The organism is Mycobacterium sp. 1165196.3 (genome assembly GCF_001673415.1).
Lineage (GTDB): Bacteria > Actinomycetota > Actinomycetes > Mycobacteriales > Mycobacteriaceae > Mycobacterium > Mycobacterium europaeum_A.
On the sequence record NZ_LZLU01000097.1, the window covers coordinates 1 to 22,925 of the forward strand.

The window sequence follows — 22,925 nt, forward strand, 5'->3', positions numbered from 1 at the left end:
CCCATCGGGCATGCCATCGCCGACGCCGTGGCCAACGACGTGGTTCGCGGGGTGATCGCGACCGACGCCCTGATCGGCACCTTCGCCCGCCTCGACGAACCGACGCTGACACAGAACGTCTGCTTCCTGTATCACGTGCTCGGCGGCGGCACCGGAGACTGGGACGTCCCGATCGGCGGCATGGGCGCGGTGACCACCGCCCTGGCCGCGGCGGCGGTCCGCCATGGCGCCCAAATATGCACCGGCGCAGACGTTTACGCCGTCGACCCGGCCGGCGAAGTGCGCTATCGCGCCGGGGAGGACGACCACCGTCTTACCGCCCGGTTCGTCCTGGCCGGCGTCGCACCCACCGTCCTGGCCGGACTACTCGGCGAAGAACCGGCGCCCGCGGCGGGCGGCGCGCAGGTCAAGGTGAACATGGTGCTGGCCCGGCTGCCCCGGCTACGCGACCACGCTGTCACACCCGAACAGGCCTTCGCGGGGACCTTCCACGTCAACGAGACCTGGACACAGCTCGACACCGCCTACGCGCAGGCCGCCGCGGGCCGACCGCCGAATCCCTTGCCGTGCGAGGCCTACTGCCACTCGCTGACCGATCCCAGCATCCTGTCGGCGGACCTGCGCGACGCGGGAGCGCACACGATGACGGTGTTCGGCCTGCACACCCCGCATTCGCTGTTCGACGGCGTCGACGCCGACGCGCTGCGCCACCGGCTGACCGACGACGTGCTCGCATCGATGAATTCCGTTCTTGCCGAACCGATTCAAGACCTGTTGCTGACCGACGCGCAGGGCGGCCCCTGCCTCGAGACCACCACCACGCTGGATCTCGAGAAGACGCTGCACATGAGCGGCGGCAACATCTTCCACGGCGGCCTGTCCTGGCCGTTCGCCGAGGATGACGACCCGCTGGACACGCCGGCGCGGCAATGGGGTGTGGCCACCGCACACGATCGAATCATGCTGTGCGGCTCCGGAACCCGCCGCGGTGGAGCGGTGTCGGGGATCGGCGGCCACAACGCCGCGATGGCGGTGCTGGCGGCGCTCGATCACCGGTCGTGATCAGTGCAACGTCGCGGCTCGGCAGAGCACCACGAATGCCGCCAAGAGGAGTAGCGCGATGTTGACCGCGACCGCGCGGCGTTCGTGCAGCCGCGTGTGCGCCCACACGGCGCCGACCATGACCACGCACAGGCCCGCCGCTGCGAGCGGCGTCAAGATCAACGCAATGCCCGTCAGTCCCGGCGCGACAAGTCCTGCCGCGGCGAGGATCTCCGATGCGGCGGTGAAACGGACGACCGGCATGGGAAACATGGCGATGCCGGTCTGACCCGTGGCCAGTAGTCGTTCGCGGCTGAATGTGAGCTTGACCGTTCCGGACAGGGCGAATATCGCGGCCAGGACGATTTGCGCTGACCATAGCGCGGCGTTCATCGTCTTCCCTTTCTTTCGAGCGGACGACCCTGAGACGAACGACGGCCGCCGCGCGTGACATCGGTGGGCGATCCAGCTCGCTACCTGTCACACCACCGACGGCTCGGTCGTCTACAGAACATGACGACTCCTCCCACCGACCCCCCGCCCGGCGACAGTGCCGAACAGCAAGGGGACGCGGCCGAGCTGCGGCCGCTGCTGTTCGCCATCGCCTATCGCATGCTGGGCAGCGTCACCGACGCCGAGGACATCGTGCAGGGAACGTATCTGCGCTACCTCGACTACTTGCAGCACGGTCACCACGTCGAGTCACCGCGCTCGATGTTGACCACCATCGCAACCCGCCTCGCGATCGACCATCTGCGCTCCGCCCGCGTGCAACGCGAAAAGTACCTGGGCCCTTGGCTTCCCGAGCCACTGATCACCTCGACCGTTCCGGACGCCGCCGATGTTGCCGTCATGTCCGACTCGGTGTCGATGGCGTTTCTGCTGCTGCTGGAGACGCTCTCACCCGTGGAGCGCGCCGTTTTCTTGCTGCGCGAGGTGTTCGCCTACGACTACGCCGACATCGCGCGCATCGTCGACAAGTCACCGGCCAATTGCCGCCAATTACTCAACAGGGCCCGCCGACACATCGCGGCGGGGCGCCGCCGCTTCGACGCCGACGCCACGCGCCGCGATCAGCTCGCCGATCGCTTTTTCGCCGCGGCCCAGAATGGTGATCTGGACGATCTGGTGCAATGGCTGGCCGACGACGTGTCCTTCTACGGCGACGGGGGCGGTATCGGCCGCGGACTGCCGCGACCGATCTTCGGCCGAAACCGCGTGCACCGGGCCCTGGCCGCAATCATGGGTGCCTACCGCAGTCTCGGCGTGCGACTGCAGCGTGCACAGATCAACGGGCAACCTGGCGTGCTCGCCTTCGACCCCGACGGCGCGTTGATCAACGTCCTGACCCTCGACATCTACGGCGGAAGGATCTGCACCATCCGCTCGGTGATCAATCCGCACAAACTCGAACACCTTGGATTCGCCCTGTCGCCCCTGGCGCGCCGCGATCCGGTGACCCGTCGCGCGGACCGGGAAGCACCGCGCGCATGAATCGGGGTTTTTCATACGATCGTCTTCGCGCGGTCCGCGGACGTCGGCACGTTAACCATGAACCGTCCGTCCAAGTTGAACGCGCTAAACCAGCCTCGACCCAGGGAAAGGAGCAGTAACCATGCGCACGCCTGTCACCGCCGACGATCGCTCGCAGCGCACCCGGTCATTCGCGCGCGTGCTCGGACCGTTTATCGCCGTGGTCCCTGCGATTGTCGCGATCAGGGCAGCAAGCATCGGGAACGAACTGTCCGGTTTCTCGAGCGACCCGATGTGGCCGTGGGCGCTGGGTGCGCTCTTGTTTTTCTGCGGCCTGTTCGTCGTGGCGTTCCACCAGTATTGGCGCAGCGTCGCCGCCGTGATCATCTCGCTGTTCGGCTGGTTCCTGCTGCTGCGGGGTTTCGCGCTGCTCGCCATGCCGCAGACAATCGTCAAGGGGGCGCAAACCGCGACCCACACGTCGGGGGCAGCGATCATCGCCGTGCGGATCGGTTTCGGGTTGCTCGCGCTGTGCGGCGTCTACCTCGCGTACGTGGGCTGGCTCAAAAAGGCCGACTGACCGGGCGCCGCGCTACCGGCGCCAAGACAGTTACCGCGCGTCGATGGTGACGTAGTCGCGCTCGGTGTAACCGGTGTAGATCTGGCGCGGCCGACCGATCTTGCTGTCGCCCTCGTCGTGCATCTCGCGCCAGTGCGCGATCCACCCGGGCAGCCGCCCCAGCGCGAACAGGACGGTGAACATCCGGGTCGGGAAGCCCAGCGCCCGGTAGATCAGGCCGGTATAGAAGTCGACGTTGGGGTACAGCTTGCGCTCGATGAAGTAGTCGTCGGTGAGCGCGGCCTCTTCCAGTTGCTTGGCGATGTCCAGCAGGTCGTCGTCGCCGCCGAGCTTGGCCAGGATCTTGTCGGCCTGCTCCTTGACGATGCGGGCGCGCGGGTCATAGTTCTTGTAGACGCGGTGCCCGAAGCCCATCAACTTCACGCCGGCTTCGCGGTTCTTGACCTTGCGCACGAATTCGCTGACGTCGTCGTCGCTTTGGCGGATCTTCTCGAGCATCTCGAGCACCGCCTGGTTGGCGCCACCGTGCAGCGGCCCCCACAGCGCGTTGATCCCACCGGAGATCGAGGTGAACAGGTTGGCCTGGGAGGACCCCACCAGCCGGACCGTCGAGGTCGAACAGTTCTGTTCGTGGTCGGCGTGCAGGATGAGCAGCATGTCCAGCGCCCGAACGATTTCGGGATCCGCCTCATACGGCTCGGCGGGCAGCCCGAACGTCATCCGCAGGAAGTTCTCCACCAGCGACAGGGAGTTGTCCGGGTAGAGGAACGGCTGGCCGACGGACTTCTTGTAGGCGTAGGCCGCGATGGTCGGCAGCTTGGCCAGCAACCGGATCGTCGAGAGCTCGACGTCCTCGGTGTCCATCGGGTCGAGCGAGTCAGGGTAGTAGGCGGACAGCGCGTTGACCGCGCTGGACAACACCGGCATCGGGTGAGCGTTGCGCGGGAAGCCGTCGAAGAATCGCTTGAGGTCCTCGTGCAGCATGGTGTGCAGCTGGATCCGCTTGGTGAAGTCGGCCAGCTGCTCCTTGTCGGGCAGTTCGCCGTAGATCAAGAGGTAGCTCACCTCGATGAAGGTCGACTTCTCGGCGAGCTGCTCGATCGGGATGCCGCGGTAGCGCAGGATGCCCGCGTCGCCGTCGATGTAGGTGATGGAGCTCTTGCACGAAGCGGTGTTGACGAAGCCGTTGTCGAACGTGGTGTAGCCGGTCTTGGACAACAGCGAGCCCAGCGCGATGCCGTCAGCGCCGTCGGTGGCCTTGACGATCTCCAGGTCGGTTTCACCGCCCGGGTACTTCAAAGTGGCGGTGTCGTCGGTGTCTGCCACGAGAACCCCTTTGCGCTCTGGCTGATATGGCTGCTGACTTGGTGCTTACTGCAAAAGGTAGTCGTTATGACGATGGGACGCCTGCCCGGGGTCGAGTCCGCTGGTCACGCCAGCAATCGACCCCGTCACGCCGCGGCGCAACGTGCATCATCAGCGGGTTAGGGCTGCAGGCGTTCCACCCGACCCCCGGTGATGCGGATGCGGTTGTGCAACCGATTTTCCCGGCCCTGCCAGAACTCCACCAGCTCCGGGGCGATGAGGTAGCCACCCCAGCCCGGCGGGACCGGGACCCGCTCGCGGCCGGCGAACCGGGCGGTCACTTCCTCCAGCTGGTCGAGCAGGGCCGCGCGTGAGGCGATCGGCCGCGACTGTTGCGACGCCCACGCGCCCAGTTGCGACCCGCGCGGCCGCTTGGACCAGTAGTCCTCGGTGACCTCCGCGGCGACCTTGCGCACCGGGCCGCGGACGTGGACCTGGCGGCCGAGCTGATACCACGGAAACGTGGCCGAGGCGTACGGTGTCGCGGCCAGATCGTCGCCCTTGGCCGAGTCATAGTTGGTGAAGAAAGTGATCCCGGTCTCGTCGACGCTCTTGCACAGCACCGACCGACTGGCCGGCCTGCCGTCGGCGGTCACGGTGGCCAGCACCAACGCGTTGGGCTCGGCGACCCCCGCCCGCTCGGCGTCGCCGATCCACTTGCGCAACAACGAAACCCAGCCGTCGCGCAACCAATCCGCGTCGAGATCCGGGCTGCCGTCTTTTTCCACTGATCCGTATTCCACACGCATTCTTTGCAGGTGCTCATTTCCTGGCGCCGGGTCTGGTCCTGCCATCGCGTCCACGCTACCGGCGCTTGCTACCGGCCGGTAGCGTCGGCCCGATCAGGGGGTGCGAGAATTTTCGGCATGACTGTGGTCCCCGAAGACTTTGTCCCCGGCCTGGAAGGCGTGGTCGCCTTCACCACCGAAATTGCCGAGCCGGATAAAGACGGCGGTGCGCTGCGCTACCGCGGTGTCGACATCGAAGATTTGGTAACGCAGCAGGTCACATTCGGCGACGTGTGGGCGCTGCTGGTCGACGGCAAGTTCGGCCACGGCCTACCGCCCGCCGAGCCCTTCCCGCTGCCCATCCACACCGGCGACGTACGCGTCGACGTGCAGGCGGGCCTGGCGATGCTGGCCCCCATCTGGGGGTACAAGCCGCTGCTGGACACCGACGACGACACCGCCCGCGACCAGCTGGCCCGGGCCTCGGTGATGGCCCTGTCCTACGTCGCGCAGTCGGCGCGCGGGATTTACCAGCCCGCCGTCCCGCAACGGGTCATCGACGAATGCGACACGGTCACCGCCCGGTTCATGACGCGCTGGCAGGGCGAGCCGGACCCACGGCACGTCGAAGCGATTGACGCCTACTGGGTGTCGGCCGCCGAGCACGGCATGAACGCCTCGACGTTCACCGCGCGGGTGATCGCGTCGACGGGCGCCGACGTGGCGGCCGCGCTGTCCGGGGCGATCGGGGCGATGAGCGGCCCGCTGCACGGCGGGGCGCCGGCGCGGGTGCTGCCGATGATCGAGGAGGTCGAGCGCACCGGCGACGCGCGTGGCCTGGTGAAGAAGATCCTGGACAGCGGCGACAAGCTGATGGGCTTCGGGCACCGGGTCTACCGCGCGGAGGACCCGCGGGCGCGGGTGCTGCGCGCCACCGCCGAACGGCTGGGGGCGCCGCGCCACGAGGTCGCCGTCGCGCTCGAGCAGGCGGCCCTGGCCGAGCTGCGCGAGCGCCGTCCGGACCGGGCCATCGAGACCAACGTCGAGTTCTGGGCCGCGGTGATGCTGGACTTCGCCCGAGTGCCGGCCAGCATGATGCCGGCGATGTTCACCTGCGGCCGCACCGCGGGCTGGTGCGCGCACATTCTCGAGCAGAAGCGGCTCGGCAAGCTGGTCCGGCCGTCGGCCATCTACGTGGGCCCGGCCCCGCGCAGCCCGGAGTCCGTCGAGGGCTGGGACCGCAGCCTCACCAACGCCTGACGCCCCCCGGTTGTCGGTACCCGGCGATCTAATGGTTGCCGTCGCGATGAGTTTTTGTCGCCGGCGCAGTCATAAGTCGTGAACCTGCCCGTCATGGGCAGGACAGGGAACCGATAGCAAGGAGAACCAGCATGGCGATCAACATCGAACCCGCACTGTCCCCGCACCTGGTGGTCGACGACGCCGCCGCGGCAATCGACTTCTACGCCAAGGCTTTTGGGGCCCAGGAGATCGGACGCGTGCCGCGTCCCGACGGCAAACTGGTGCACGCCGCGGTGCGCATCAACGGTTTCACGGTGATGCTCAACGATGACTTCCCCGAAGTGTGCGGCGGCAAGTCGATGACGCCGACATCGCTGGGCGGCACCCCGGTGACGATCCACCTGACGGTCACCGACGTCGACGCCAGCTTCCAGCGCGCCCTGGACGCCGGTGCCACCGTGGTGACCCCGCTGGAGGACCAGTTCTGGGGTGACCGCTATGGCATGGTCGCCGACCCGTTCGGCCACCACTGGTCGCTGGGGCAGCCGGTCCGCGAGGTCAGCATGGAGGAGATCTCGGCGGCGATGTCCGGGCAGGGAGCCGGCTAGTCCTGCACCATCGGCGCTAGCCAAGCAGGCGGTCGAGCAGCCGGCGTCGTTGCGGCGGCGCCGGCTCTGCGGCCGCCGCGGCCGCGAGCATCGCGGAGACGTCGGTGAACTTGATGCGGGGGCGGCCGTGCTCGCTGCCGCGCGCGATTTCGGCGGCGTCGATGGCGCGCCATCCCGCGGCATCGATCGCGGCGGGCTGGCGGGCGTGCACCAGCCCGGCCAGCGCCTCGGGCTTGGCGATTGGATCGGCCAACTTGCCGGCGTTGAAATCGGCGACCAAAGACTGCACGGTCTGCAACGAGCAGGACTTGTTGGTCCCGATGAACCCGCTGGGTCCCCGCTTGATCCAGCCCGCGACGTAGGCGCCGGTCACCGGGTCACCGGAAACGGGGTCGACGACGCGACCCGCGTCGTTCGGCACGACTGCCGACGCTTCGTCGTAGGGCAGATCGCGAATCGGCTTGCCGCGGTAGCCAATCGACGTCAGCACCAGACCGGTTTCCAGAAGGCGCGTCTCGTCGGTGCCGGTGACCGAGAACTCCATCCCGGTGGCGCGCTGGTCCCCCCGCACCCGGTGCGGCGTTAGCCGATACGCCAGCCTGATTCTCGGGCGGGACGGCGGTGTCGCATCGTCGCCGAGCGTGCTCAAGATTTCCAGCTTGCGCTTGGTCAGAGCGTCCGACGCGGCCGCGAGATCGGCCGCCACCAGCTCGTGGTCGGCCGCGCTGAGCACCACCTCGGAGCTGCCGGTGAGCCCGATCAGCTCGGGCAACGTGAACGCCGACTGGGCGGGGCCGCGCCGGGCGGCGATCACCACCTCACGCACCGCCGAGGCGCGCAAGGCCGCCAGCGCGTGCTCGGCGATGTCGGTGCGGGCCAGCTCGTCGGGATCGGAGGTGAGCAACCGGGCGACATCGAGGGCGACGTTGCCGTTGCCGACGATCAGCACCCGCTCGTGGCTGAGATCGACCGGCAGATCGGCGAAGTCGGGATGCCCGTTGATCCACGCGACCAATTCGGTTGCCGTTCCGGTCCCCGGCAGGCCCATGCCCTCGATGTCCAGCCGGCGGTCATCGGGCGCGCCCACCGCATACAGCACGGCGTGGTGGTGAGCGAGCAGGTCCGCGTGGCTCAGCTGCGTGCCGACCTCGACGTTGAGAAAGAACCGGAACCGGCGATTACCGGCGACCCGGTCGAACAGCCGGGTGACCCGCTTGGTGTTCTGGTGATCGGGCGCCACCCCGGACCGCACCAAACCGTATGGGGTGGGCAGCTTTTCGAAGACGTTGACACGCACGCCCTGCTGGGTCAGCAGTTCGTCGGCGGCGTACATCGCCGCGGGCCCCGATCCGACGATGGCGACCGTCAGGGGCTTGCGGCGGGCGCGGACCTCGGCGGCCGGGATCACCGGTGCCAGCTTCGACGTCGGCGGCAGCTTCTCGTCCTTCGGCCGGTCCGGGTAGAAGGACGCGTTGATCTCGATGAACGGCAACTGCTTGGTGTCCAGCCGGGTATCGGGCGCGATCGCGCCGACGGGGCATGCGCTCACACAGGCTCCGCAGTCCACGCACGCCACCGGATCGATGTAGAGCATCTCGGAGGTGGCGAAGCCGGGCTCGTCCGGCGTCGGGTGAATGCAATTCACCGGGCATGCGAAAACACAGGACCCGTCGTTACAGCACGACTGGGTAATAACGTGCGGCATAAACGAACTCGCAGTGACTACGCAGCCGGGACCGCGGCCAGGTGCTGGCGCTGCGGCTCGCTGCGGTAACGCGACGGCTTGCCGTTGATCTTGCACAACCGCCACATCAACCGCGCCGAGCGCGTCTCCATCAGGCCGGTGTCGTAGGCCAACATCCGCACGTCACCGAACATGTCGCTGAGCCACTTCCGCGATTCCGGCGACCGGAAGAACAATTCCTTCTTGACCTCCCGCGGGATGTCGAACTCGCGCCAGAAAGCCTTGGGCGGCACCACAATTGCGCGACAGAGCGCCTTCATGGTCAGCGGCAGGTACAGCGCGGTCCAGAATCGCTGCCTCTTGGTCAATTCCGGCACCCGCTTGCGCAGGAACTCGTGGGCGAACGAGATGTGGCGGGCCTCCTCGGCCACGTGGATCGCCATCACCTTCTCCATGATGGGGTGCAACGACTTGCCTTCGCGCAGAACGTTTTTCTGCGTGTGGTCGATGGGCTCCTCGCCGGCGAGCACGCCGATGAAGAATGCCACCGGCAGCGGGCCGGCCACCAGCGGAACCAACGGCGAGAGCCACTTGAGAATCCGCGGCATGCCCGGCACGTCGGCGCCGATGCGGTTCACCATCTCCTGGAACATCATGGTGTGGTTGCACTCTTCGACCGATTCGTGCAGGCAGTACCGGTACTCCGGCGATCCGTTGGGCACCCAGAACGTGTAGTTCATCAGGCCGCGAATCAGGATGGATTCGAAGTGCAGTCCCACCTTGGCCACGTTGGCCTGGCGCCACATCCCGATCTTGATCTTGCGCTCGTCGGACTGCGCCAGGTACCAGGGATGGCGGCCCAGCGGGTCGGTGTTCGGCAGGATCCATCGCGGATCGTTTTCGGTCACCGCGAATTCCGGTGAATCCCAATCGATGTCGGTGTACGGATTGAAGTTGCGCCGCACCGACCCCTCGGACAGTGTGGCAAGCATGTTGACGTATTCGGCGTCGTCGCGCACTTCCATGTTGCTGCGCCAACGCCGGACTAATCGCGTCCTAGCCATATCCAGGCCTCCCCAACGAGGTTTACATTTGGACGTGCTATGTCCAGACAGTACCGCAGGTACCGGATAATTCCTAGACCCCTTCCGGGCACTGTGACCTGACCGGTGGTCATGAATTTTTTATGCCCCGGATCACAGGCGATCAAACGCCTGGACACAGCCGAGCAGGCCTTTTGCCCGGGCAGCCGAGGTCGGCGGTCGGCCTCCGCACCGAGCGGTCAACTCGGCTCACTACCCTGATGAGCATGGCTGACCAGCTCGAGATCCCCGCTGACATCAAACCCCGCGACGGCCGCTTCGGGTGTGGCCCGTCGAAGGTCCGGCCCGAGCAGCTGCAGGCGCTGACCACGACCGCCGCCCCGTTGTTCGGCACCTCGCACCGGCAGGCGCCGGTCAAGAATCTGGTGGGCCGGCTGCGCTCCGGGCTAGCGGATCTGTTCTCGCTGCCCGAGGGCTATGAGGTGATCTTGGGCAACGGCGGCGCAACGGCGTTCTGGGACGCCGCGGCCTTCGGCCTGATCGACAAGCGCTCGTTACACCTGTCCTTCGGCGAATTCAGCTCCAAGTTCGCCTCGGCGGTCGCCAAGAACCCCTTCGTCGGTGAGCCCGTCGTCATCAAGGCGGACGCCGGCAGCGCCCCCGAGCCGCAGAGCGACCCGTCGGTGGACGTGATCGCCTGGGCGCACAACGAAACGTCGACCGGCGTCGCGGTGCCCGTCCGCCGGCCCGCCGACTCCGGCGACGCGCTGATCGTCATCGACGCGACGTCGGGCGCCGGCGGGTTGCCGGTCGACATCGCCGAGACCGACGCCTACTACTTCTCGCCGCAGAAGAATTTCGCCAGCGACGGGGGCCTGTGGCTGGCCATCTTGAGCCCTGCGGCGCTGGCCCGCGTCGAGTCGGTCGCCGGCTCCGGGCGCTGGGTTCCCGACTTCCTGTCGCTGCCCATCGCGGTGGAAAACAGCCTGAAGGACCAGACCTACAACACCCCGGCGGTCGGCACCCTGGCGCTGATGGCCGAGCAGGTCGACTGGTTGCTGGGCAACGGCGGGCTGGACTGGGCCGTCAAGCGCACCGCGGACTCCTCGGGCAGGTTGTACTCCTGGGCCGAGGAGCGGCCCTACACCACACCCTTCGTCACCGACCCCAAGCTGCGTTCGCAGGTGGTGGGCACCATCGACTTCGCCGACGAGGTCGACGCCGCGGCCGTGGCGAAGGTGTTGCGGGCGAACGGCGTCGTCGACACCGAGCCGTACCGCAAACTCGGCCGCAACCAGCTGCGGGTGGGGATGTTCCCGGCCGTGGACCCCGACGACGTCAGCGCACTCACCCAATGCATCGACTGGGTCGTCGAGCGGTTGTAGTTCGGCGACGATGCTGCGCGGTACGGGCAGTTGAGGAGCCGGACAATTGAACACCGTCCGACCGGCAATCAGGGCGCAACCGCACAGCGTGTCAGCACAGGTGATGGGCGGTTGCTGGACTAAAGTGCGCACGTGACGGGTCCGTCGCTGACCTGCACGGAGCCTGCGAGGAGATAACCATGCGGGAACTCAAAGTGGTTGGGCTGGATGCCGACAGCAAACACCTCATCTGCGAGGGTGGCGATCCCGCGGAGCAGTTCAAGCTGGCGGCCGACGACCGCCTGCGAGCCCTGCTGCGCGACGCGGCCCTGTCCTCTGAGCAACCGCAGCTCGAGATTGAAGTCACCAACATGCTGAGCCCCAAAGAAATTCAGGCCAAGATCCGGGCGGGTGCCTCCGTCGAACAGGTCGCCGCGGCGTCAGGCTCGGAGGTGTCGCGGATCCGCCGCTTTGCTCACCCGGTGTTGCTGGAGCGCTTCCGCGCCGCGGAGCTGGCAACCGCCGCACACCCGATGCTCGCCGACGGTCCCGCGGTGCTGACCCTGCTCGAGACGGTCAGCGCCGCGCTGGTGACCCGCGGGCTGAGCCACGACAAACTCAGCTGGGACGCGTGGCGCAACGAGGACAACCGCTGGACGGTGCAGCTGGCATGGAAGGTCGGCCGGTCCGACAACCTCGCGCATTTCTGTTTCACGCCCGGTGCGCACGGCGGAACGGTGACCGCCATCGACGACGCGGCCAGCGCGCTGATCGACCCCAACTTCGAACGCCCGCTGCGGCCGGTGGCCCGGGTGGCGCACGTCGACTTCGAAGAGCCCGCCAAGCCGCCCGTCGCCGACGAAGCACCCGTCGCGGAACCGGACGATAAGCCGGTGCACACCCGGCGGGGCAAGCCCGTCATCCCGGCGTGGGAGGACGTGCTGCTCGGCGTGCGCTCCGGCGGGCAGCGCTAAGCCGTCGTCAGGGCCAACAGCGCAACCCACGCCACCGCCACACCCACCGCGGCGCCCAGCACGAACCAGCGCAGGACGGGCGTACGCCGCCACCCCCACAGGGTCGGCGCCAGTCCCCCGGCCGCCACGACGTTGAGCCCGACGGCCAGCAGCGCGTGCACGCGAAGCAGCCCCAGACTGAGCACCACGATCGCGGCGGCGGTGACCGCCGCGACGAACGCGGCGACCGTCAAACCCGTTGCCCAGGGCACGGACTCGTCTCGCATCAGCCGGAGCCTAGTGTGACTGTCCATCGCCGCCTCTCGCCGTCGAGCGGGCCCGCTCGTAGAACGCCAACGCCGCCGCCGTCGCGACGTTGAGCGAATCGGTGCCGCGCGACATCGGAATGCGCACCCGCACATCACTGCACCGCAAGGTGGCCGGCGTCAGCCCCGGCCCCTCGGCGCCGACCAACACCGCGACGCGTTCGTCGCGCGCGGCCGTCATCGCCTCCGGCAAGGCGCAGGCGCTGGCCTGCGGAGTCATCGCCAGGAGTCGAAAACCGTTCTCCCGCAACGTCGCGAGCTCGGCGGGCCAACAGCTTGCGCGCGCATAGGGCACCAGCAGCGCGTGGCCCATGGACACCCGCACCGCGCGGCGGTACAGCGGGTCGGCACAGCCGCTGCCGAACACCACCGCATCGACGCCCAGCCCCGCCGCGTTGCGGAAGATCGAACCCAGGTTCTCGTGATCGTTGACCCCTTCGAGGATCGCGACGGTGCGGGCCCTGTCGATCACGTCGGCGACGCCCGGTTCGGGCACCCGCCGGGCGGCCGCCAGCACGCCGCGGTTGAGGTGAAACCCGACCACCCGGGCCATGACGTCGGCGGACGCGCGGTAGCACGGCACGTCGGTGCCGGCCAGGTCAATGTCGAGCTCGGCGAACCGGCGCTCGGTCCCCAGCAGGGCATGCGGGTGAAAGCGTGAGGCGAGCATGCGCTGCACCACCAGCACGCCCTCGGCGATCACCAGCCCCTTGCCCGACGGCAGATCGGGACGGCGATCGACGCTGTTCAGGTCGCGGAAATCGTCGAGCCTCGGATCGTCGGGATCGTCGACGTCGATCAACATGCGCCGGCTTCGCTCCGGGGACTCACGGGCCTTCGTCGACCAGGGCCAACATCAGGTCGGCCGCGTTGCGCAGGATGTCTCGCTGTTCGCTGTCCAGCGTCGCTAGCCGCTTGGCCAGCCACTCCTGGCGGGCGCGGCGGTTGGCCTTGACCAACTCGGCGCCGGCCTCCGACACCGAGACGAGCACCTGCCGGCCGTCGACAGGGTGCGGCGCGCGGTCCACCAGCCCCATCTCGGCCAGCGAGGCGATCACCCGGGTCATCGACGGCGGCCTGACCCGTTCGCGAATTGCCAGGGCACCCGGGGTCATCGGGCCTTCGTTGGTCAGCATGGCCAGCGCCGACAGCTGGGACAGCGACACCGGCGACGACGGGTTGCGGAACCGCAGTTGGCGGGCCAGCCGCATAACTGCCAGTGACAGGTCGCTGGCCAGCCGCGCATCGCTGTCAGGCATGGCGCGAGGTTACACGGAAGCCCGAGAAACCGGGACACGAACCGGTGAACGACGGTCGCAGATCGCCTTCGCTAAGCTGCGGGGTTTTTCATCGAAACGCTTATCCGCCCGCCTATCCCGCTTTGCTCGACGGGTTAAAGATCATCCGTCCCGGCAAGTGGGTGCGCCGTCGCCCGCCACCGACGGCGAGCTATGTTGATCCCGATGTCCGCCGAACCCCCCCGCACCGCGCCGCCGCTGCCGGCCGCGCTGCTGCACGTGTGGCCGTTCATCGCGCTCGGCGCGTTGGGTTGGCTCGCCGCGGTGGCGGCCGCTTTCCTGGTGCCATCCCTGCAGGGCTGGCGTCCCGTGGCCCTGGCCGGCCTGGGCGTGGGTGTGCTCGGCACGAGCATCTTCCTGCTGCAGCTCGCGGCGGCCCGCCGCGGTGCCCGCGGCGCGCAGGCCGGACTCGAAAACTATCTCGACCACAACTGATTCGCCGCCCTGGAGGAGCGATGGTAGCCCCGCTGTTGCAAGCGCACGTCGACATCGACGCACCGGTGGCCACCGTGTGGGAATTGATTTCCGACCTGCGCCGCATGCCGCGGTGGAGTCCGCAGTGTCGCTGGATGAAGCCCTTCGGCCCGGTGCGTCAGGGCACCCGAACGATCAACCTCAACCGCCGCAAGCGCATGTTCTGGCCGACCACCTGCACGGTGGTCGAGATCGTCCCCGAGCGCAAGCTCGCGTTCCGCGTCGACACCAACAACACCATCTGGAGCTATGAGCTCGAGCCCAGCGGCGCGGCCACCCGGCTGATCGAGAGCCGTCACGCCGAAAACGGAGTGACGGCGTTTTCGAACCTGTCGGTAAATGCGCTGTTCGGCGGGACCACCAACTTCGAGCGCGAATTGCTCGACGGCATGAACGCCTCGCTGGCGCGCATCAAGGCCGCCGCCGAAACCGGCTAGTCCGGCGTCTCGGCCTGCGGCTGCTGCTCGGGCTGCGGCGCCTCGGTCACCGGCTCGGTTTCGGCCTCCGGCGTCTCGGGCGCCGTCTCGGGCTGCGGCTCTTGGGTCTCGGTCTCGCCCTGCGCTTCTGGCGCCCCCACGGCCTCCGAGGGCGCAGGGGACTCCGTGGACTCCGAGGGTTCCGTGGACTCCGAGGACAAGGGGGACGGTTCGACCGGCGTCTGGGTGACGTCGAGCAGGCCGTCGTCGTACGGCTCGTACGCAGGCGACCCGGTGCCCGCCGGGGCGGGCGTGTCCGAATGGGCACCGCAGCCGTACAGCTTGTCGACGATGTGACCGTCGGCCGACAATTCGTTGCCGCACACGCCGAACAGCGCGCCCAGCGAACCCGACAGCGGCAGGAAAAAACCGCAGTCGCGGCACACCCGCTTGGTGGACCGCGCCATCGGCGAGTCGGGGCCGTACTCGCCGGTGCGCCAGCGTTCGGCCGTGTCCGACCGGCCCTCGGCGCTCATCACCCAGCGCCGGCCCAGCCCGATCTCGGCGGCGGTCTCGTCGACCTGGGGGTCACCGCTGGCGGTGTAACCGGGAACCAGCCGGGGATCGTCGGCGGCGGGCGCCAGCAGGTCGCCCGGGCTCAGGTCGCCGGGCCGTACCCGCTGGTCCCAGGGCACCCATTCGGGTGCCAGCAATGCGGTCGGCCCGGGCACCAGTACGACCTCGCTGATGGTCGCGTGGTCCGCGCCGGGATAGGCGGCGACGACGACCGCCCACTGCCACCCCTGGTAGCCGGGCAGGTGCGCCAGGAAGCGGTGGGTGGCGCTGTTCGGGTCTTCGTAGCCGACGCCCAGGTAGTCGCCGACCATCTCCGGTGCGCCGAACTCCACCACGGCGGCCCTGGCCACCTCCGCCGCGCCCGTGAGCACCGTCGCCAACCGCTCGGGCCACTCGGCCACAGTCGACACGGCGGATCCCTCGATAGGTCTGGTCACGCTGTCTTCTTTCTGCATTGCGTTTCCAATACTAGGTTGGCGAGCCACGCCCCGTTACCTGCAGACGCATCCAGGCGCCATAGGGGAGAATCGGGACGTGTCTGGACGGCGGCAAAACGACCCGGGCCGAGTGGCCTCTCAGCCGGGCCGCCGGCCCCGCAAGAGCGCCGCGTCCCAACATCCGGGCGCGGCCAATTACCCCGCCGGCGAGGGCGCCGATCGGCGCCCCCGTCGCCCGTCGATGCCGAGCGCCAACCGCTACTTGCCCCCGCTGGGCCACCAGCCGGAGCCGAACCGCAGCAGCGACACGCCGCCTCGCGGTCCGGCTTCCGGTGAACGGATCACCGTCACCCGCGCCGCGGCACTGCGCAGCCGCGAAATGGGCTCGCGGATGTACTGGATGGTGCAGCGCGCCGCGACGGCCGACGGCGCCGACAAGTCCGGCCTGACTGCGCTGACGTGGCCGGTGGTCGCCAATTTCGCGGTGGACGCGGCGATGGCCGTCGCGCTGGCCAACACGTTGTTCTTCGCCGCGGCCACCGGCGAGAGCAAGGGCCGGGTCGCCCTGTATCTGCTGATCACCATCGCGCCGTTCGCGGTGATCGCGCCGCTGATCGGTCCCGCGCTGGACCGGCTGCAGCACGGCCGCCGCGTCGCGCTGGCCGCGTCGTTCGCCCTGCGCACCGCCCTGGCGGTGCTGCTGGTCATGAACTACGACGGCGCCACCGGCAGCTTCCCGTCATGGGTGCTGTATCCGTGCGCGCTCGCGATGATGGTGTTCTCCAAGTCGTTCAGCGTGCTGCGCAGCGCCGTGACACCCAGGGTGATGCCGCCGACCATCGACCTGGTGCGGGTCAACGCCCGACTGACCATGTTCGGTCTGCTGGGCGGCACCATCGTCGGCGGCGCGATCGCCGGTGGTGTCGAGTTCGTCTGCACCCACCTGTTCAAGCTGCCCGGGGCGTTGTTCGTGGTGATCGCGGTGACGATCGCCGGCGCCATGCTGTCCATGCGGATCCCGCGCTGGGTCGAGGTGACCGCCGGCGAGGTACCCGCCACCCTGAGCTACCGCCAGGACAGCGAACCGCTGCGGCGCAGCTGGCACCAGGAGGTCAGCGGGGCGCTCCGGCAACCGTTGGGCCGCAACATCATCACCTCGCTGTGGGGCAACTGCACCATCAAGGTCATGGTCGGCTTCCTGTTCCTCTACCCCGCGTTTGTCGCCAAGGCGCATCAGGCCAACGGCTGGGCCCAGGTCGCCATGCTCGGGGTGATCGGCGCCGCGGCGGGGATCGGCAATTTCGTCGGCAACTTCACCAGTGCACGCCTGAAGCTGGGCCGGCCCGCCGCGCTGGTGGTGCGCTGCACGGTGGCGGTGAGCGCGGTCGCGCTGGCCGCCTCGGTGGCCGGCAACCTGGTGGTGGCCGTGATCGCCACCCTGGTCACGTCCGGAGCCAGCGCCATCGCCAAGGCGTCCCTGGACGCGTCGCTGCAGAACGACCTGCCGGAGGAATCCCGCGCGTCGGGCTTCGGGCGCTCGGAGTCGACGCTGCAATTGGCGTGGGTCCTCGGCGGCGCCGTGGGGGTGTTGGTGTACACCGAACTGTGGGTCGGCTTTACCGCGGTCACTGCGCTGCTCATCTTGGGCCTGGCGCAGACCCTCGTCAGCTTCCGCGGCAACTCACTGATTCCCGGCCTGGGAGGAAATAGGCCAATCATGGTCGAGCAGGAGGGCAAGCGCCGCGGTGCCGGCGCCGCGGCGGTGGTTGCCGAGTGAAACCGCAACGCAAGCGGGGTGGGGCCGTGCTGCTCGCCTGTCTGGTCGCGGTGCTCTGCGTCGGCGCGGGTGTGGGCACCTGGTTGCTGGTCGGGCGCCCCGGCCCGCGGCACCCCGAGATCAGCGCCTATTCGCACGGGCATCTGACGCGGGTGGGGCCCTACCTGTATTGCAACGTGCTGAATCTCGAAGACTGCGAGACACCGCAGAACCAGGGCGAGCTACGGGTCAGCGAGCGCTACCCGATTCAGCTGTCGGTGCCCGACGCCATCTACCGGGCACCGTGGCGGCTGCTGCAGGTCTACGACGACCCGACGAACACCACCAGCACGATCTTTCGGCCGAAAACCCGCTTCGCCGTGACGATCCCGTCGGTCGACCCGCATCGGGGGCGCCTGGCCGGGATCGTCGTGCAGCTGCTGACATTGGCGGTGGATCCCGCCGGGGAGCTTCACGACGTGCCCCACGCGGAATGGTCCGTGCGGCTGACGTACTAGACCCCTCGCCAGCCCCGCCCCTCGCCCCCTCGTCGCGCCCAACGTCGACTTGTTGTGGCGAAACGCCGTAATTTACGCGCACAAACCGACGTTCGGCACGACGTGTCGGTACCGGCCGCCACCGTGTCCACATGCAGATCCCAGCCTGGCCATTCAGAGGCACCGAAGCATTGGCGGCCGGACTCGTTACCCGGCACCAACTGCGGGCCGACTTCGAGATGATTCATCGCAACGTCTACATCGGCCGCGGGCAAAAGTTGACGCCGGTGACCCGAGCGGTTGCCGCCTGGCTGTGGTCTGGCCGTGCCGCGACACTGGCCGGCCTGTCAGCGGCCGCATTGCACCGCACCGCGTGGATCGACGACTGGTTGCCAGCGGAGCTCAACCGCGCCGGCCGCGACAAGGTAGGCGGCATCGTTCTGCATAGCGACACCCTCGCCGACGACGAAACGTGCATCCGGGACGGGATGACCCTGACCACTCCGGCACGCACGGCGTTCGATCTTGGCAGGCGAAAGGGATTTACCACCGCGGTGATTCGCCTGGACGCACTGATGCACGCAACCGACGTGAAGCCGGCTGATGTCGAGTTGCTGGCCGACCGCCATCGCGGAGCGCGCGGACTGGTGCAGTTACGACGGGTGCTGACCATGGCCGACGGCGGCGCCGAATCACCGTATGAGACGAAAACTCGCCTGACACTCCTCGGTGGCGGATTACCGCGGCCGCAGACGCAGATCGAAGTACTCAACGAATGGGGTGCCGTAGTAGCGCGCATCGACATGGGTTGGGAGGAGTGGAAGGTCGGCGTGGAGTTCGACGGCGCTCACCATTGGACCGACCCCGTGCAGCGAACCCGAGACATCGATCGTCTGGCCGAACTCGAGGCGATGGGCTGGCGGATCGTCCGGGTCAGCGCCGACATGGTGCGTCACCGGCCTTACATAGTCCTAGCGCGCTCCCGTAGCGCCCTGCGCGCCGCGGGCTGCCCGCTCTAAGAGCCGAGCGTGGAGTTGTTGGACCGAAAACACCAGGTTTTGCGCCATAAGTCGACGTTCGCCAGCCGGGAACTAGGCGCCGTGGCCGGCGGGCACGCGCTCGCCTTCGACCGGCGGCCCGGGAGGGGTTCCGTCCCCGAAGGGCCTGCCGCCCAAGGCTTCCCGCCCGTGCGGCGAAAGCCAGCCGGCCAGGTCCGGACCCTTGGGCACGATCCGGGTGGGGTTGATGTCGGCGTGCACGATGTAGTAGTGCTGCTTGATCTGGACGAAGTCCACGGTGTCACCGAACCCCGGCGTCTGGAACAGGTCGCGCGCATACGCCCACAACACCGGCATCTCGCTCAGTTTGCTGCGGTTGCATTTGAAGTGCCCGTGATAGACCGGGTCGAAGCGGGCCAGGGTGGTGAACAGTCGCACGTCGGCCTCGGTGATGGTGTCGCCCACCAGGAATCGCTGATCGGCCAGCCGCTCGCTGATCCAATCCAGCGCGGTGAACAACCGGTCGTAGGCCGCCTCGTAGGCCTCCTGCGAGCCGGCGAACCCGCACCGGTACACACCGTTGTTGATTTCGGTGTAGATCCGCTTGCTCACCTCGTCGATTGCGGCGCGCAGGTGCTCGGGGTACAGCTCGGGCGCCCCGTCGCGGTGATAGGCCGACCATTCCGTCGAGAGGTCCAGCGTCATCTGCGCGAAGTCGTTGGTGACGACCGCCCCGGTCGGGACATCGACGATGGCCGGGACCGTGATGCCCTTGGGGTAGTCGGGGAACCGCTTGAAGTAGGCGTCCTGCAGCCGCGGAATCTTGAGCACCGGGTCGACGCCGCCGGGATCGAGATCGAACGTCCAACTGCGCTCGTCGTGGGTGGGACCGCAAAACCCAATGGAGAGAACGCTTTCCAGGCCCAGCAAGCGGCGCACGATGATCGCGCGGTTCGCCCACGGACACGCGCGCGCGACGACCAGCCGGTACCGGCCGGGCTCGACGGGGTAGCCGTCGCGCCCGTCGGCGGTGATGCGGGTGGTGATGTAGTTGGTGTCGCGGGTGAATTCGCCTGCCTGCGCGATATAGGAAGCCATAACTCCCATAGTCGCTCAATAACGAGCGAACGTCAGGCGTCGAGCTCCCGAGCGACGGCCTTGACCACCTCGGAAACCCGGCGGGCGGTCTTGCGGTCCGGGTAGCGGCCCTTGCGCAGTTCGGGCTGCACGGTGCTTTCCAGCAGCGTGATCATGTCCTCGACCATGCCGTGCAGCTCGTCGGGGTTGTGCTTGTGTTCGGCGGGCGCCTCGCGGCGCGTCTTGGTGAGGCTGGGCGGCGGCTCAATCAGCTTGAGGCTCAACGCTTGCGGCCCGCGCCGCCCGGAGGCGATGCCGAACTCCACCCGCTGGCCCGCCTTGAGGCCCTCGACCCCGGCGGGCAACGCCGAGGAGCGGACGTAGACGTCTTCGCCGTCCTCTTGCGACAGGAAGCCGAAACCCTTGTCAGCGTCGTACCACTTAACCTTGCCCGTCGGCACTGGTCTCACCTGCTTGTCTAACGGATCAATAGAAATCGCCAACACAATAAGCGTCCCGCCTGCGCAGGACGCCGTATTAGGAGTCTGATCCTACTCGGATGCCCGGGTAACGAGCACCCCCGTTATCGGTCACTCGGTACGCTTGGTAATACCCGCGGAGGAGATATGCGCCTGATCCTGAACGTCATCTGGTTGATATTCGGCGGCCTGTGGATGGCCGTCGGATACCTGGCTGCGGCGCTGGTCAGCTTCCTGCTCATCATCACCATTCCGTTCGGCTTCGCGTCGCTGCGCATCGCCTCCTACGCACTATGGCCGTTCGGCCGCACGATCGTGGACAAGCCGACCGCGGGGTCCGGCGCGCTGGTCGGCAACGTCATCTGGGTGGTGCTGTTCGGCGTGTGGCTGGCGATCGGCCATCTGGTCAGCGCGGTCGCGATGGCGCTCACGATCGTGGGCATTCCGCTGGCGCTGGCCAACCTCAAACTGATCCCGGTGTCGTTGATGCCGCTGGGCAAGCAGATCGTTCCGGTCAGCTCGCCGGTGCACTACGCCCCGCCGGTGGCCGCATGACGCTGACGACGCTGGGACTGCCCTCGGTACCGAGCCGCGCTGACGGCGCGGCCGTTCCCGCCGATGCTCCTGCCACCGGCCCCCTGGTGGACACCTACGGCCGGATCGCGACCGACCTGCGGGTCTCGCTGACCGACCGCTGCAACCTGCGGTGCAGCTATTGCATGCCGGCCGAGGGCCTGAACTGGCTGCCGGGCGAGCAACTGCTGAGCGCCGACGAGCTGGCCAGGCTGATGCACATCGCGGTCACCCGGCTGGGTGTGACCAGCGTGCGTTTCACCGGCGGCGAACCGCTGCTGGCGCGCCATCTCGACGAGGTGGTCGCCGCGGCCGCCGCGCTGCGGCCCCGCCCCGAGATCTCGCTGACCACCAACGGCGTCGGGCTGGCGCGGCGCGCCGCCGCGCTCGCCGCGGCCGGGCTGAACCGCGTCAACGTCTCGCTGGACAGCGTCGACCGGCGCCATTTCGCGGCCATCACCCGCCGCGACCGGCTCACCGACGTGCTGGCCGGCCTGGCCGCCGCGGGCGACGCCGGCCTGACGCCGGTGAAGGTGAACGCGGTGCTCGACCCCGCCACCGGGCGCGAGGACGTGGTGGGGCTGTTGCGGTTCTGCCTCGAGCACGGTTACCAACTGCGCGTCATCGAGCAGATGCCGCTGGATGCCGGGCACCAGTGGCGGCGGGACGCCGCGCTGAGCGCCGACGACGTGCTGGCGGCCCTGCGCCCGCACTTCCGGCTGCGCCCCGACCCGGCGCCGCGCGGATCGGCCCCCGCCGAGCTGTGGCTGGTCGACACCGGCCCGGGCACCCCGAGCGGAAAATTCGGCGTCATCGCCTCGGTTTCGCACGCCTTCTGTGCGGCCTGCGACCGCACCCGGTTGACGGCCGATGGCCAGGTCCGCAGCTGCCTGTTCGCCGAACAGGAGACCGACCTGCGCGGGCTGCTGCGCGGCGGCGCGTCCGACGACGCGATCGAGGCGGCGTGGCGTACAGCGATGTGGGGCAAGCCCGCCGGACACGGCATCAACGACCCCAACTTCATCCAGCCAGACCGCCCGATGAGCGCGATCGGTGGCTAGCCCGATGGGACAGACGCCTGTCCAAGTAAACGGAATCCAGGTGACGGTGCGCTACTTCGCGGCCGCCCGCGCGGCCGCCGATGCCGAGTCGGAGACGGTGGTGCTGCGCCCAGGCACCACGGTCGGTGAACTGGTCGAGCGGCTAGCCGCGCGGGGGTCCCGCCTGGCCACGGTGTTGACCCGATGCTCATACCTGCGCGACGGGATCGCCGTGCGCGACGAGACCGTGGCGTTGCAATCCGGTGACACAATCGATGTTCTGCCGCCCTTTTCTGGCGGCTGAAACTGTGAGTTATCTCACGTAACGGATTCATAACGGCGCGGTCACGCTGCGATATCGCCCCTAATGACCTGCGCAAACACCTTGGGTTCCTGCGGTTTTCGCAGATGGCCGAGAAGGAAACGCCAGGTATCGCAAGACGTGACGAGACCTACAGAAACCGTTACCGTCTCCGAAGGCTCGCCAGCCATCCCCGATTGGCGACCTCCCCTCCCTATCGCGCCGAGCTCCATCCAATAGGCGGGGGCCACCGAACCACATGGATGGAGACGGGGGACCCACCGGTCCACCGTGATCGGACTGGGGCCGTTCGCGGCTCCTAGGGGTGAAGCCGGCGTCGTCGCTTGACGACAACGTCGGCCGGGTGGCCTCTCCAACCCGAACCCGACAGCTGACCTCGCAGGCGCGTGACGAGAGAGGAATACCCCGGCGCGTATGAGTGGACGTCACCGTAAGCCCAGCAGTTCAAACATCAGCGTCGCCAAGATCGCCTTCACCGGTGCGGTTCTTGGTGGCGGCAGCATCGCCCTCGCCGGCCAGGCGGCCGCGGCCACCGACGGTGAATGGGATCAGGTAGCCCGTTGTGAGTCCGGCGG

Annotated in this window: 25 protein-coding genes, 2 pseudogenes and 1 riboswitch; of the genes and pseudogenes, 16 read left to right on the forward strand and 11 right to left on the reverse strand. The window is 68.2% G+C overall.

Annotated elements, in window-relative coordinates; all coding sequences use genetic code 11:
- Positions 1–1,062 (forward strand): NAD(P)/FAD-dependent oxidoreductase (locus A5659_RS10270; RefSeq protein WP_067180828.1); only part of this gene is annotated, 1,062 nt, incomplete at its 5' end.
- Here the strand turns inward: A5659_RS10270 and A5659_RS10275 are convergent.
- Positions 1,063–1,434, reverse strand: coding sequence for a DoxX family protein (locus tag A5659_RS10275; RefSeq protein ID WP_067024371.1), 372 nt, complete (start codon positions 1,432–1,434; stop codon positions 1,063–1,065).
- 120 nt (positions 1,435–1,554) lie between these two features.
- On the opposite strand from A5659_RS10275, the gene A5659_RS10280 reads away from it, so the two are divergent.
- Together A5659_RS10280 and A5659_RS10285 are read left to right on the forward strand one after the other, a co-directional pair.
- Positions 1,555–2,535 (forward strand): RNA polymerase sigma-70 factor, encoded by a 981-nt coding sequence (locus A5659_RS10280; protein WP_067024368.1) that lies wholly within the window; start codon positions 1,555–1,557, stop codon positions 2,533–2,535.
- A gap of 121 nt (positions 2,536–2,656) precedes the next feature.
- The gene (locus A5659_RS10285; RefSeq protein WP_066866798.1) at positions 2,657–3,094 is read left to right on the forward strand and encodes a hypothetical protein; all 438 of its coding nucleotides are present in this window, start codon (positions 2,657–2,659) and stop codon (positions 3,092–3,094) included.
- Between the two features lie 30 nt (positions 3,095–3,124).
- Here the strand turns inward: A5659_RS10285 and A5659_RS10290 are convergent, their stop codons facing one another.
- Together A5659_RS10290 and pdxH are read right to left on the reverse strand one after the other, a co-directional pair.
- Positions 3,125–4,420 (reverse strand): citrate synthase, encoded by a 1,296-nt coding sequence (locus A5659_RS10290; protein ID WP_066866800.1) that lies wholly within the window; start codon positions 4,418–4,420, stop codon positions 3,125–3,127.
- Positions 4,421–4,578: 158 nt separating this feature from the next.
- Positions 4,579–5,208 (reverse strand): pyridoxamine 5'-phosphate oxidase, encoded by a 630-nt coding sequence (gene pdxH, locus A5659_RS10295; RefSeq protein ID WP_156749116.1) that lies wholly within the window; start codon positions 5,206–5,208, stop codon positions 4,579–4,581.
- Between the two features lie 117 nt (positions 5,209–5,325).
- Here pdxH and A5659_RS10300 point away from each other — a divergent pair, with 117 nt between their 5' ends.
- Complete coding sequence (locus tag A5659_RS10300; RefSeq protein ID WP_066866802.1) at positions 5,326–6,447, forward strand: citrate synthase 2; 1,122 nt, start codon at positions 5,326–5,328, stop codon at positions 6,445–6,447.
- A gap of 131 nt (positions 6,448–6,578) precedes the next feature.
- The gene (locus tag A5659_RS10305; protein ID WP_066866805.1) at positions 6,579–7,037 is read left to right on the forward strand and encodes a VOC family protein; all 459 of its coding nucleotides are present in this window, start codon (positions 6,579–6,581) and stop codon (positions 7,035–7,037) included.
- A 16-nt stretch (positions 7,038–7,053) separates the two neighbouring features.
- Here the strand turns inward: A5659_RS10305 and A5659_RS10310 are convergent, their stop codons facing one another.
- Positions 7,054–8,742, reverse strand: a complete 1,689-nt coding sequence (locus A5659_RS10310) for an FAD-dependent oxidoreductase (RefSeq protein ID WP_067180831.1) — start codon at positions 8,740–8,742, stop codon at positions 7,054–7,056.
- 17 nt (positions 8,743–8,759) lie between these two features.
- A complete protein-coding gene (locus A5659_RS10315; protein WP_066879527.1) occupies positions 8,760–9,785 on the reverse strand; it encodes a diiron oxygenase in 1,026 nt (341 codons plus the stop codon).
- A gap of 245 nt (positions 9,786–10,030) precedes the next feature.
- Between A5659_RS10315 and serC the strand changes: the two genes are divergently transcribed.
- Positions 10,031–11,149, forward strand: coding sequence for a phosphoserine transaminase (gene serC / locus A5659_RS10320; RefSeq protein WP_067180855.1), 1,119 nt, complete (start codon positions 10,031–10,033; stop codon positions 11,147–11,149).
- A gap of 179 nt (positions 11,150–11,328) precedes the next feature.
- Positions 11,329–12,102: a septation protein SepH gene (sepH, locus tag A5659_RS10325; protein ID WP_067180833.1), complete on the forward strand. Its 774-nt coding sequence runs from the start codon at positions 11,329–11,331 to the stop codon at positions 12,100–12,102.
- On the opposite strand, the gene A5659_RS10330 is transcribed toward sepH, so the two are convergent.
- From A5659_RS10330 to A5659_RS10340, 3 genes are read right to left on the reverse strand one after another with little or no spacing between them, the layout of a single operon-like run.
- A complete protein-coding gene (locus A5659_RS10330; protein WP_066866813.1) occupies positions 12,099–12,368 on the reverse strand; it encodes a DUF2537 domain-containing protein in 270 nt (89 codons plus the stop codon). The genes sepH and A5659_RS10330 overlap by 4 nt on opposite strands.
- Before the next feature lie 10 nt (positions 12,369–12,378).
- Positions 12,379–13,212 (reverse strand): RNA methyltransferase, encoded by an 834-nt coding sequence (locus A5659_RS10335; protein WP_066866814.1) that lies wholly within the window; start codon positions 13,210–13,212, stop codon positions 12,379–12,381.
- A 22-nt stretch (positions 13,213–13,234) separates the two neighbouring features.
- Positions 13,235–13,666: a MarR family transcriptional regulator gene (locus A5659_RS10340; protein WP_066866815.1), complete on the reverse strand. Its 432-nt coding sequence runs from the start codon at positions 13,664–13,666 to the stop codon at positions 13,235–13,237.
- 204 nt (positions 13,667–13,870) lie between these two features.
- Here A5659_RS10340 and A5659_RS10345 point away from each other — a divergent pair, with 204 nt between their 5' ends.
- Together A5659_RS10345 and A5659_RS10350 are read left to right on the forward strand one after the other, a co-directional pair.
- Positions 13,871–14,140 (forward strand): DUF2530 domain-containing protein, encoded by a 270-nt coding sequence (locus A5659_RS10345; RefSeq protein ID WP_067024375.1) that lies wholly within the window; start codon positions 13,871–13,873, stop codon positions 14,138–14,140.
- Positions 14,141–14,160: 20 nt separating this feature from the next.
- Positions 14,161–14,616: an SRPBCC family protein gene (locus tag A5659_RS10350; protein ID WP_067024353.1), complete on the forward strand. Its 456-nt coding sequence runs from the start codon at positions 14,161–14,163 to the stop codon at positions 14,614–14,616.
- Between the two features lie 209 nt (positions 14,617–14,825).
- On the opposite strand, the pseudogene A5659_RS10355 reads toward A5659_RS10350, so the two are convergent.
- Positions 14,826–15,608, reverse strand: a pseudogene (locus A5659_RS10355) (DUF3027 domain-containing protein); the annotation flags it as partial.
- Between the two features lie 130 nt (positions 15,609–15,738).
- Here A5659_RS10355 and A5659_RS10360 point away from each other — a divergent pair.
- The 3 genes from A5659_RS10360 (at position 15,739) to A5659_RS10370 (ending at position 18,880) form a co-directional block, all read left to right on the forward strand.
- Positions 15,739–17,385: an MFS transporter gene (locus A5659_RS10360; RefSeq protein WP_066866820.1), complete on the forward strand. Its 1,647-nt coding sequence runs from the start codon at positions 15,739–15,741 to the stop codon at positions 17,383–17,385.
- The gene (locus A5659_RS10365) at positions 17,382–17,882 is read left to right on the forward strand and encodes a DUF2771 domain-containing protein (RefSeq protein WP_067180836.1); all 501 of its coding nucleotides are present in this window, start codon (positions 17,382–17,384) and stop codon (positions 17,880–17,882) included. The genes A5659_RS10360 and A5659_RS10365 overlap by 4 nt, the downstream gene beginning before the upstream one ends.
- A 131-nt stretch (positions 17,883–18,013) precedes the next feature.
- Complete coding sequence (locus A5659_RS10370) at positions 18,014–18,880, forward strand: endonuclease domain-containing protein (protein WP_067180837.1); 867 nt, start codon at positions 18,014–18,016, stop codon at positions 18,878–18,880.
- A 72-nt stretch (positions 18,881–18,952) separates the two neighbouring features.
- Here A5659_RS10370 and A5659_RS10375 read toward each other — a convergent pair whose 3' ends face one another.
- Positions 18,953–19,957, reverse strand: coding sequence for a glutathione S-transferase family protein (locus A5659_RS10375; RefSeq protein WP_067180846.1), 1,005 nt, complete (start codon positions 19,955–19,957; stop codon positions 18,953–18,955).
- Positions 19,958–19,989: 32 nt separating this feature from the next.
- The gene (locus A5659_RS10380) at positions 19,990–20,397 is read right to left on the reverse strand and encodes a cold-shock protein (protein WP_007777168.1); all 408 of its coding nucleotides are present in this window, start codon (positions 20,395–20,397) and stop codon (positions 19,990–19,992) included.
- 165 nt (positions 20,398–20,562) lie between these two features.
- On the opposite strand from A5659_RS10380, the gene A5659_RS10385 reads away from it, so the two are divergent.
- The 4 genes and pseudogenes from A5659_RS10385 to A5659_RS26915 all read left to right on the forward strand — a co-directional run.
- The gene (locus tag A5659_RS10385; RefSeq protein ID WP_066879548.1) at positions 20,563–20,970 is read left to right on the forward strand and encodes a YccF domain-containing protein; all 408 of its coding nucleotides are present in this window, start codon (positions 20,563–20,565) and stop codon (positions 20,968–20,970) included.
- A complete protein-coding gene (gene moaA, locus A5659_RS10390) occupies positions 20,967–22,049 on the forward strand; it encodes a GTP 3',8-cyclase MoaA (RefSeq protein ID WP_067180849.1) in 1,083 nt (360 codons plus the stop codon). The genes A5659_RS10385 and moaA overlap by 4 nt, the downstream gene beginning before the upstream one ends.
- A 4-nt stretch (positions 22,050–22,053) precedes the next feature.
- The gene (locus A5659_RS10395; RefSeq protein ID WP_066879554.1) at positions 22,054–22,332 is read left to right on the forward strand and encodes a MoaD/ThiS family protein; all 279 of its coding nucleotides are present in this window, start codon (positions 22,054–22,056) and stop codon (positions 22,330–22,332) included.
- A 207-nt stretch (positions 22,333–22,539) separates the two neighbouring features.
- Positions 22,540–22,751, forward strand: a riboswitch (cyclic di-AMP (ydaO/yuaA leader).
- Positions 22,752–22,764: 13 nt separating this feature from the next.
- Positions 22,765–22,925: pseudogene (locus A5659_RS26915) on the forward strand (resuscitation-promoting factor RpfA); the annotation flags it as partial.